This window comes from Bradyrhizobium sp. 2TAF36, assembly GCF_052114925.1.
Lineage (GTDB): Bacteria > Pseudomonadota > Alphaproteobacteria > Rhizobiales > Xanthobacteraceae > Bradyrhizobium > Bradyrhizobium barranii.
This window is the reverse complement of the sequence record NZ_JBFRFR010000002.1, coordinates 178,242-188,541: the sequence shown is the minus strand read 5'-3', so window position 1 is coordinate 188,541 and position 10,300 is coordinate 178,242. Positions and strand designations below refer to the sequence as shown.

The 10,300-nt window shown below is 63.0% G+C and carries 7 protein-coding genes; 1 reads left to right on the top strand and 6 read right to left on the bottom strand.

What is annotated here, in order from left to right; genetic code table 11:
- Positions 1 to 184 precede the first annotated feature (184 nt).
- The gene (locus AB4Z51_RS01985; protein WP_085405179.1) at positions 185 to 841 is read right to left on the bottom strand and encodes a glutathione S-transferase family protein; all 657 of its coding nucleotides are present in this window, start codon (positions 839 to 841) and stop codon (positions 185 to 187) included.
- A 169-nt stretch (positions 842 to 1,010) separates the two neighbouring features.
- On the opposite strand from AB4Z51_RS01985, the gene AB4Z51_RS01980 reads away from it, so the two are divergent.
- A complete protein-coding gene (locus AB4Z51_RS01980) occupies positions 1,011 to 2,234 on the top strand; it encodes a polyhydroxyalkanoate depolymerase (RefSeq protein ID WP_094184518.1) in 1,224 nt (407 codons plus the stop codon).
- 42 nt (positions 2,235 to 2,276) lie between these two features.
- Here the strand turns inward: AB4Z51_RS01980 and AB4Z51_RS01975 are convergent, their stop codons facing one another.
- The 5 genes from AB4Z51_RS01975 to AB4Z51_RS01955 form a co-directional block, all read right to left on the bottom strand.
- Complete coding sequence (locus tag AB4Z51_RS01975) at positions 2,277 to 5,606, bottom strand: adenylate/guanylate cyclase domain-containing protein (RefSeq protein WP_085405180.1); 3,330 nt, start codon at positions 5,604 to 5,606, stop codon at positions 2,277 to 2,279.
- Between the two features lie 314 nt (positions 5,607 to 5,920).
- Positions 5,921 to 6,436 carry a hypothetical protein gene (locus AB4Z51_RS01970; RefSeq protein ID WP_063981455.1) on the bottom strand — a complete coding sequence of 172 codons (516 nt, stop codon included), beginning with the start codon at positions 6,434 to 6,436 and terminating at the stop codon, positions 5,921 to 5,923.
- Positions 6,437 to 6,633: 197 nt separating this feature from the next.
- Complete coding sequence (locus AB4Z51_RS01965) at positions 6,634 to 7,071, bottom strand: hypothetical protein (RefSeq protein WP_441496921.1); 438 nt, start codon at positions 7,069 to 7,071, stop codon at positions 6,634 to 6,636.
- Between the two features lie 160 nt (positions 7,072 to 7,231).
- Positions 7,232 to 8,155, bottom strand: a complete 924-nt coding sequence (locus AB4Z51_RS01960) for a helix-turn-helix domain-containing protein (RefSeq protein WP_085405181.1) — start codon at positions 8,153 to 8,155, stop codon at positions 7,232 to 7,234.
- A gap of 272 nt (positions 8,156 to 8,427) precedes the next feature.
- A complete protein-coding gene (locus tag AB4Z51_RS01955) occupies positions 8,428 to 10,296 on the bottom strand; it encodes an ABC transporter ATP-binding protein (protein WP_441496920.1) in 1,869 nt (622 codons plus the stop codon).
- Between the last annotated feature and the right edge of the window lie 4 nt (positions 10,297 to 10,300).

The window sequence follows — 10,300 nt, the reverse complement described above, 5'->3', positions numbered from 1 at the left end:
GTGTACGCAGCTGTTCACGGCTAGATGTCGCAACAAGCCCGCACGCGTATACAATATCTGCGCAGCACGTGGGCCGGCCCGAGCCGGCTGCGGGTGCTAAAAGTTAACGGCTTCAAAGACATGGCAGCCGGCTGCGGCAGCCCTGGTCTCGCTCCCAAAACAGGCAGGCGGGCGCCAGGCCTGCCTAATATTCGACCTCGAGCTCCTCGATCTCGGCCGGCTCATCCTTGGCCGCCGCGATCCATTCCTTCATCTCGGGCATGGCCATGATGGTATCGGCATAGGCCTTCAGCAGCGGCTCGAGCTTGACGTCATAGGTCACGAAGCGCGTCACCACGGGGGCATACATCGCATCCGCCATGGTGCGCCTCGCGCCGAACAGGAAGGGTCCGCCTGATTTCTCCAGGCAGTCGCGCCAGATGGAACAGACGCGGTCGATATCGGCCTGCGCGCGCGACCAGATCTTGAAGCCGGGGAAGTGCCCCTTCAGATTGACCGGCAGCGAAGCGCGCAACGTTGTGAAGCCGGAATGGATTTCGCCGCAGATCGAGCGGCAATGCGCCCGCTGGACGCGGTCATCAGGCAATAGACCGGCTTCCGGCATCGCCTCGTTGAGATATTCGGCGATCGCCAGCGTATCCCAGACCACGGCGCCGTCGTGGCGCAGGCATGGCACCAGGATCGACGACGACAGCAGCAGGATTTCGGCGCGTGCCGACGCGTCGTCCGGCGCGGTGACGATCTCCTCGAAATCGAGCCCGGAAAATTTCGTCAGCAGCCAGCCGCGCAGCGACCAGGACGAATAGTTCTTGCTGCTGATGGTCAGTGTCGCCTTCGCCATATGGCCCATTCCCTACGCCTGTGACTTGCACGCCGCCCGGCCCGCGGGAGTGCTCATGACCTGTGCTTCCCGCAAAAAGAGGAGCAAGCGATGTGCCAGTTTTGAGGGCGGCAGGGCTCCCGTTTGGCTTCGATATTGCATGACAGCACGGGAAGGTGGGCGTTTCAGTATGATGTCGATGTATTATCAGGCCTTTCAGAACCATATGGACCTCACCGCGCCGTGGCGGGCGGGAGCTTCGTCCGCGCTCAGATTCCTCCATCTGGTGCCGCAGGGCCTATCGGATCAGGTCGTCGGCCGGCTCTCGGCCGCGCTGGAGCTGATCTCGCGCTCCACCCTCACCTATCACCGTCCGGCCTACGGCATCGACAGCGTGATGGTGGGCAACCGCGAGGTCGGCGTCACCGAGGAGGTCGCCTACGCGACGCCGTTCGGCTCGCTGCTGCACTTCAGGAAGGACGGCGTGCCGGAGCAGCCGCGCATGCTGCTGGTGGCGCCGATGTCGGGCCATTTCGCCACGCTGCTGCGCGGCACCGTGAAAACGCTGCTGCAGGATCACGACGTCTACATCACCGACTGGCACAATCCGCGCGACATTCCACGCCGCGAAGGCCGCTTCGGGCTCGACGACTACACCGATCATCTCATCGACTTCCTCGGCCAATTGGGCCCGCGTCCGCACATGGTCGCGATCTGCCAGCCCTCGGTCTCGGCCCTGGCGGCCGCCGCGGTCATGTGCGAGGGCAACCACCCCTCGCGGCCTGCGACGCTGACGCTGATGGCGGGTCCGATCGACACGCGCATCCAGCCGACCAGGGTCAACGAGTTCGCCAAGAGCAGGCCGATCGACTGGTTCGAGCAGAACCTGATCAACTACGTGCCGGTGCAATGCCGCGGCGCGCTCCGCAAGGTCTATCCCGGCTTCGTCCAGCTCACGGCGTTCGTCTCGATGAATCTCGAGCGCCATATCAAGCAGCACATGGATCTCGCCAACCATATCGCCAAGGGCGAGAAGGAGAAGGCCGCCAGCATCAAGACCTTCTACGACGAATATTTCGCCGTGATGGACCTGCCGGCCGAGTTCTACATCGAGACCGTGCGTGACGTGTTCCAGGAGCACCTGTTGCCGCAAGGCAAGTTGATGCACCGTGGCCGTCCCGTGAACACCAAGGCCGTCAGCCGCATGGGACTGATGACGGTCGAAGGCGAGAAGGACGACATCTGCTCGATCGGCCAGACGCTCGCCGCGCAAGACCTCTGCACCGGTGTGCGCGCCTATCGCCGCGTCCACCACATGCAGGCCGGCGTCGGCCACTACGGCGTGTTCTCGGGCAAGCGGTGGAATAACGAGATCTATCCGCTGCTGCGGGATTTCGTGCACGTGAATTCCTGACTGTCATTCCCCGCCCATCGACTGGGGGAAAACGGCACGTGCCTAATGCACTTGCTCCAGCAGCTCTTTCGCTTCCACGACTTCAGAAAGATTTCGCTCCACATCGAATTCGGCCAGCACGGGAGCGAGCATTTCGGATACCCCGCCTGCTCGGCCATTTCTCTTGTGCAGGCGAGCAAGTCCAAGGGCGCTGCGCAGCTCGAAAGTCTTCGTCTGCTGGTGTCGTGCGATCTCAAGCGCTCGGTTGAGGGAAGCTTCGGCACTGGCTTCGTCCGAAGGATCAAGACGCGACAAAAGCTCGCCGCGGGCGCGATGCAGCTCGGCATCAAGCCAATGCTGGCCGGATTGCCCGGTCCACGCGATCAATTCGCTCAAGATTTCCAGCCCGGTTTCGAGTTGGCCCGACGCTGCGTTCGCCAAGGCGACGTGCATCCCCCAAAACGGCTCACAGAGATAGCAGTCATTCTCGTGCAGCAAAGTCCAGCCGCGACGCATTTCCGTCAGTCCGGTCATTTGGTCGCCTGCACGCCACTTGGCGAGGCCATTCAGATAGGTGCCGGCGGCCACATACAACGGCATCGTGTGGTCGCGCGCGAGACCGAGCGCCAAGATCGTCTCCGTTTGCTGCAACACGCCTCCGCATAGTCCGTCGAACACGGCGCGATGAACCAGCGCGTTGGCCTGGGACAGCGCCCGTTTTTCTCCCGAAGCACTCACCGCTTCGGCGGCGAGGCGGCGTGCGCGCGCGATCTTGCCAAGCGGCCAAAGCACCAGGGCAAGAAACCTCATGATCACGAACGGGAGATCCAGTGCCGAAGCCCTGAACGTCGCGGGATCCGGCTCGGCACCATAGATCTCGAGTGCCTGCTCGAGATGCATCCTCGCGTTCAAGTAATCACCGCCGAACCAGCAGGTAACCCCGCCCGTCCAATGTGCAACGACAGCGGCCACCGGTGAGTCCGGTCGTCGGTCAGCGGCGCTCCTGATGGCATCCGCCAGCTCCAGCATCGGAGCGAGTTCGCCGTGTGTCAGGCAAGCATTGAAGAGACCCGAATGGACCGGCGCGAGTTCAACGGGATCATTGATGTCGGCAGCGAACTGTCGGGCACGCGTCCATGCGGCTACCGTTTCGGGAGCGCTATGGCCGAGGCTGCCTCGCAATGCACGGCCATACTCGATTTGAAGATGCAGCCTGCTCATCATCCGGCGGGGATCATCCGGCACCTCGTCGGCGGACGCAATCGCCTTGCCGAGATGCGCGATCGCCTCGGAATAGGCCGAGCGCTTCAGTGCTTGCTGGCCCGCCTTGCGCCACCATTCGAGGGCGATCTCGCTCAGCCCCGCCTCGGTGAAGTGGTGTGCCAGAACTTCCGGCTCAGTCTCGGCAACGACTGGAAACTTCTCGCGCAGGACATCGCCGATGCGCTTGTGAAGCATCTGCCGTTTGCTCTTGAGCAGGCCTTCATAGGCCGCTTCCTGAACGAGAGCGTGCCTGAAGCTATAGTTTGCGTCGGGCGGCGTCCCGCGACGCACCAACAGTTCCGCCTCTTCGAGTTGCCCCAGCGCAGCGCTCAACGTCAGATCATCGCGTCCCGTCACATATCTTAGCAGCGCGTATGAAAAGTCGCGGCCGATGGCGGCGCCTATCTGCGCCACCTCCTTGACGGGCGCCAGCCGGTCGAGCCGCGCCATCAGCGAATCCTGCAGCGTCGCGGGAATAGCGAGCGGCGGGAGCGGACTATCGAGGCGGTAGCGTCCGGAATCTTCGACGAGCAGTCCGGACTCCAGCACCATCTTGGTCAGTTCCTCAACGAATAGCGGGATGCCGTCCGTCTTGTCGATGATCTGCTCCATCATCTCGCGCGGCAGCTGGCGGCCAACGGTCACCTGCTCGACCAGCGCACGCGTGTCCTGCCGGTCGAGCCGGTCGAGCCGCAACAGGCTGACGTTGGCGAGGCCCGACCAGGAGGGCTCGAACTCTGGTCGGGCTGTCATGAGCATGAGTATCGGCAGTCCCCTGATCCGGTCGACCCCGAGATCGAACAGTTCAAGTGTCGTGGCATCGGCCCAATGCATATCCTCGCAGATAACCAGCAGGGGCTGCTCTCGCGCCAACCCCTCGAGCTGATCGAGAAGCGAGGCAAATGTCTGTCGCCGCTGCTGCGCCGGGCTCAAACCAAGCGGCGGATAATGGTCGCCGGTTGGAATCGAAAGGAGAGCCGCAATGAGCGGTGTCGCCCGGGCGACCTGTTGCGTTCCAAGCGCCAGCATTGCCTCAAGCTTGTCGAGCTTTTGCCCCGGCGTGTCGTGCGAGCGGATACCGGCTGCGCGCTCCAGCTGCGCGACAAAGGGATGAAGCGCGCTGTTGGTGTGGTAGGGCGAACACTGATATCGCACCCGGCGATGCGCCCCCAACGCGGGGTTTTCGGACAGCGTTGCGACAATGCGCGACTTGCCGATGCCTGCTTCGCCGGAGATCAACACCATCTGGCCCTGCCCCTGCCATGCCAACCGCTGGCGCGAGAGCGTGAATTCGATCTCCTCCTTGCGACCGACAAAGCCGATCGAACGCGCTGCGCGGACCGCCTCGAAGCGACTTTCCGATGCGGCCGCCCCCTCGACCGCCCAGACCGCGATGGGTTCGGCTATCCCCTTGACCTCGCGGCGGCCGAGATTGCGAAAAGTGAAGAGATCGCCAAGCAGCCGGCGCGTCGACGAGGCGACGACGACCACTCCCGGTTCGGCCAGGCTCTGAAGCCTGGCAGCAAGGTTTGGTGTATCGCCGACCGTTGCGTGCTCCTCCGACGCATCGCCGCTGATGAGGTCGCCGATCACCACAAGCCCGGTCGCGATTGCGATCCGCAGTTCAACCCGTTCGGTCGCGCCCGTCCTCAGTCGCCCGACCGCAGCGATGGTGTCGAGGCCCGCGCGCACTGCGCGCTCCGCATCGTCCTCGTGGGCGCGGGGATAGCCGAAATAGACCAGTATTCCGTCACCGACGAACCTGGCGATCCTGCCGTCATAAGCAGCGATGACGCCCGCACAAGCGGCGCGGTAGGCCCGGATCACTTCCCACATATCCTCGGGATCGAGACGCGCGGAGAGCGCAGTCGAGCCGACCAGGTCGCAAAACATAACGGTCAGGTGACGCCGCTCGGCGTCGTGAGGAGGAGCCGGCGATGCGATCAACGCGGCTGGATCGAGGTCGGCAATGGCACGCAGCATTTTGCGGCGATGGCCAAGCAGGACTCCGAGCTTATCGAAGTCCTCGGCCATCAGTTCGGGAAGGACGCCCATGTCGATCCCATTTTGGACAAAACGCTCTGCGTATTGTCCAAGCCCCAGCTTCTCGAGCCACTCCGCAATCTGCATTGGCTCCACCGATCGTGCGGTTGGCGGTTAGCAGAATTTTGGACCACGGCGCGGGGACAATATCCCAACGCCACCATGATGGCACGTCTTGTTTGTTGCGCGATAACTTAGGTTGCTCAGTACCGATGCCGCTTCCAAGCAAGGACATTGCTCGATGCAAACGGTCGCGCTACTAAAAATCGTCTGCACGCAGCGTTGAACGACAGAAGTTGCGATGAGCCGTCAACCACTCGCCTTCAGACCTGACGTCAGCACTGGCACTGGTGCCCACATCACGACGCCAAGCAGACGTTTTTCCGTGAGCACAATTGTCTTCATTCTTCGTCCTTGGGCACTACGTAGTTGCGCGCCATCGTTCCCGCCGCAACTTGAAGCGAAGACCCAACGACCCAACAGCCGGCGAGAAACGCTATCAGCGCATTGGGTAGGCTTTGATCAAGGACAAGGATGCTGACGGACAGAGTTGCTGCAATCGCCGCGCCGAACGTACCGGCCGCACTCATGATCTCAGCAACCTCAGAGCCGTTGTATTCTTCCGAGGTGCTCGAAATCGACCTCCGAGCGACAGACCGGGACAAATCAATTCCAACATAATAGCTGAGAGCTCCGTAGAGCATTGTTAGCAGCACGATCCAGCCGCTTTCAAAAAGCCCGCCTTTCTGACGCAACAGGGTCGCACCCACATAGAGGCCGCAAGAGGCCCCAACGGCTGCTAGCCCAATTCTTTCGAGGAGATGGGCCGACTTGATAAGACTGGAACGGGCGATCCCAAGATTACCGGCGTACCTCGTTAGGGAAAATGCGCTGAAAACTGCGTTGCCTATCTTCATTGGGGGCTCCTCAATAAGTAGCAGCCTACCGGCCGACCCCGATTAGAAGCTGCGTGGACGCGCTTCGCGATGCCCTTGATTCCAATTTCCAAAAGATGTGGCTGAGTGATGGGGCTGGCTTGCTCGTAACCAAGACGAGAGCCAGTCCAAAGCTGCGAGCTCGCGGCTTCGCAGGCATTGCATCTCACCCGTGTCTGTCAGTCAGCTCCGGGTGCAGCAATTTCTTGGGGGAGAGTTAGCTCGAAAAGAGAGTGATGGACTATGAGACTGTTCACATACTCCTGTTCCCTGTCGCTCCATCCAGTCACGATCTCAGGAGGACTAAGTTTGCATCGTTGCATACGCGGGAGCGCAGAAGCGCGAACTGACAGGCGCCGTGAGTTCGCAAGCTGTCCCGCGTTGCGCCACGCCAGATCGATTCGCGCCGTGTAGGYCGCGGCGCGCCGCAAAAATCTCGTCAGGCGGATGGCCGATGCCGTCGGCGAGATTGTCGCGATTGTCCTCGTCCGGCCATCGCTGGTCGCGTCCATGGTGCGATCGCCGGGACGGTCGAGCAGGGCCATCCCGTTGAGGTGGATATCGCCGGCTGGGATGCGCCGCGCGAAATCCTCGTGCAGGAAATCGGCGGACTTCACCCTGGCTTCGTCCTCCCTCGCGCGATGTCGCCGCCTGCTGAAGGAATGGCCGGGATGCTTGCCCTGAAGCGCAGCGCCTCACGAATTCACGGGCACGAAGCGCGCGATCTCGCTGGCGAAGCGGCACTGATTTGGATWCTGATTTTGACGCGAAAACGCTCTACTCGTCCCGCCCGCCATGGGTTTCGCGGCGCCATGCGCCCGGACTGACGCCAACCATCTGGGTGAACACCCGCGTGAAATGGCTTTGATTGGCAAATCCGGCCGAGATCGCAATCTCGGACAACGGCAGGTTGCGGACCGTCATCAGCTGCGTGGCCGCCTTCACGCGCTGGCGCAGCAGCCATTGATGCGGCGGCAGGCCGGTGGAGATCCGGAATGCGCGTGAAAAGTGGCTGACCGAGAGGCCGAGTTCGGTCGCGATCTGCTCCAGCGCGACCTTGCCTGAGAGATCGGAGTCGAGCCGGTCGCACGCGCGCTTCACCTGCCATGGCGCGAGCCCGCCGCGGTTAGGCTCAGCGACAGGCTTCAGCCCGCCATAGGTCTGGGCGACGTGGGCGGTGAGCGCGAGCATCATGTGATCGACGAAAAGCTGGTTGGTCTCGTCAGGCCGACGCAGTGCTTCCTGCAAGCTGGCGCCGATATGACGGATGACCCCGTCGTCATGCCCCACACCGGGCTCGTAATTGAGCTCGCCAATGCGCGGCGCGCCGGGTTGCCTCGCCATGTCGTGAAGGGCCGAGCGCGGCAAATAGAAGAAGAGCGAGTGAAACGGCTTGTCGATCACATAGCGCGGGTCGCGCTTGAGGTCGTACAGATAGGTCGCGCCCGCACGAATATCCTCCCTGGTGACGTAGCGGCCTTCCTCCCAACATTCGCAAGCGGGATAGTCGCGGAGCTTCAGGCTGACAAGGTAAGCATCTTCAGCCGGCAACGAGCCGGAAAGTTCGGACGTCGGCTTGTCATTGCGGACTTCGGTGACCGCGAGCTCCGCGCTGCGCAGCGAGCGCGTGATCAGAACCGGAGCTTCCTTCACGTGAAGGCCCCGCCCGAGCCTCTGCCCGTAGACGCCTGCTTGTGTCATTTCAATATTCCATCCGTGAAAGGCACGTCTGCGACGGCCTTTCCGAGTCGATGCATTATCGGAGATCGACGGCAGACGGTCCAGCTTCGCCGGATTAGCATATAGATTGTGGCAGCCGGTCGCACTCCGCCGCGACGAGGTGAATTCATTGTGATTTCAGCACGATTTCACAGGCTTGGCATCGCGAAGGACAACACCGTTAACGTGTGCGGCAGATCATGGCGCGATTTTATCGTGCGTTCTCGAAAGCATCCGCTGAGCGCCTTCGCGCGCTAGGCCGACCATTCCTCGCCCCAGACCTGGACGACGTGGCCGGGCGAAACTTCGCGATACTGCCGGACTGGCGGCTGATAATCCGGTGCGCGCACCGGGCTTCTGATCTCGTCGTTCGAGGGCTCGCGCTTCGTGCCGCGGCGCGATGGATCGGGCACCGGGACCGCGGCCATCAGCTTCTTCGTGTAGGGATGCTGCGGATTGCCGAACAAGGTTGCGCGCGGGCCGGTCTCGACGATCTCGCCGAGATACATCACGGCGACGCGATGGCTCATGCGCTCGACCACCGCGATGTCGTGGGAAATGAAGAGATAGGCAAGGCCCATGCTGGCCTGGAGGTCGAGCATCAGGTTGACGACCTGCGCCTTGACCGAGACGTCGAGGGCGGAGACCGCTTCGTCCGCAACGATCAGCTTCGGCCCGAGCGCGAGCGCGCGCGCAATGCAGATGCGCTGGCGCTGGCCGCCGGAGAATTCGTGCGGAAAGCGCGCGGCCATATCCGCGGTCAGGCCGACGCGCACGAGGAGGTCGGCGACCTTGTCGCGCGCCTGCGATGCCGTGGCGAGCCCGTTGGCGAGCAGCGGCGCTGCGATCGCCGTCCCCACCGACATGCGCGGATTGAGACTCGCGAACGGATCCTGGAATACGATCTGCATCTGCTTGCGGAAGTCGCGCAAGGTCCGGGCGTTCATGGCGAGGACGTCCTGGCCGTCGACCAGGACGGTGCCGCTGTCGGGCTCCGTCAGCTTGAGGATGGAACGGCCTGTCGTGGATTTGCCGCAACCGGACTCGCCGACCAGCGCCAGCGTCTCGCCGGCGCGCAGGGTGAAGGAGATGTTCTCGACCGCGTGGACGCGGCCCGAAACCTTGCCGAACAAGCCGGAGCGGATCGGAAAGCGTGTGGTGAGGTTGGAGACTTCGAGCAGCGGCCGCTCCGCGGTTGAGACCGTCTCAGGTGTCTCCGTTGGCTCGTCCGAGGTGCCCGTCACCTTGTCGACGATCGGAAAACGCATCGGCCGCGTCCGCCCGCCCATCGAGCCGAGACGCGGTACGGCCGCGAGCAGCGCGCTCGTATAGGGATGCGAGGGCGCAGCGAAGATGCGCGCGGTCGCATCGGTCTCGACCGCCTGCCCGCCATACATCACCACGGTACGGTCCGCGATCTCGGCGACCACGCCCATGTCGTGGGTGATGAAGAGGATCGACATCCCCTCCTCCTGCTGGAGCTCCTTCAGAAGCTCCAGGATCTGGGCCTGGATCGTGACGTCGAGTGCCGTCGTCGGCTCGTCGGCGATCAGCAGCTTCGGCTTGCAGGCGAGCGCCATCGCGATCATCACGCGCTGGCGCATGCCGCCGGAGAAACGATGCGGATGCTCGTGGAAGCGTGACGCCGCCGCGGGAATGCGGACACGATCGAGCAGACGGATGGTCTCGGCCTCCGCCGCCGCGCGCGACAGGCCGCGATGCTGGATCAGCGCCTCGGCGATCTGGAAGCCGATGGTGAGCACCGGATTGAGGCTCGTCATCGGCTCCTGGAAGATCATGGCGACATCGTTGCCACGAACATCCGTCATGCTCGCTTCGGACAGCGTCAGCAGATCGCGGCCCGCGAGCGTGACGCGCCCCTCGACGCGGCCGCTCTCCTTCGGAATGAGCCGCATGATGGAAAGCGCGGTGACGCTCTTGCCCGAACCGGACTCGCCGACGATCGCCACGGTTTCCTTGGCCGCGATATCGAACGACACGTCGCGGACGACGGGAATCCATTGCCGCTCGCGCAGAAAGGACGTGGTCAGGCCCGCGACCGACAACACGGGCGCCTGCGCTTCGGYAACGATCGGATCAGGCCTGCTTGCGCCGGTGCTCATGCGA

What these genes read in the sequence shown, in the direction of transcription:
- AB4Z51_RS01975 (WP_085405180.1), bottom strand. Translation starts at nt 5,606, where the DNA reads ATGCAGATTGCGGAGTGGCTCGAGAAGCTGGGGCTTGGACAATACGCA.
- AB4Z51_RS01960 (WP_085405181.1), bottom strand. Translation starts at nt 8,155, where the DNA reads ATGACACAAGCAGGCGTCTACGGGCAGAGGCTCGGGCGGGGCCTTCAC.
- AB4Z51_RS01970 (WP_063981455.1), bottom strand. Translation starts at nt 6,436, where the DNA reads ATGAAGATAGGCAACGCAGTTTTCAGCGCATTTTCCCTAACGAGGTAC.
- AB4Z51_RS01985 (WP_085405179.1), bottom strand. Translation starts at nt 841, where the DNA reads ATGGCGAAGGCGACACTGACCATCAGCAGCAAGAACTATTCGTCCTGG.
- AB4Z51_RS01980 (WP_094184518.1), top strand. Translation starts at nt 1,011, where the DNA reads ATGATGTCGATGTATTATCAGGCCTTTCAGAACCATATGGACCTCACC.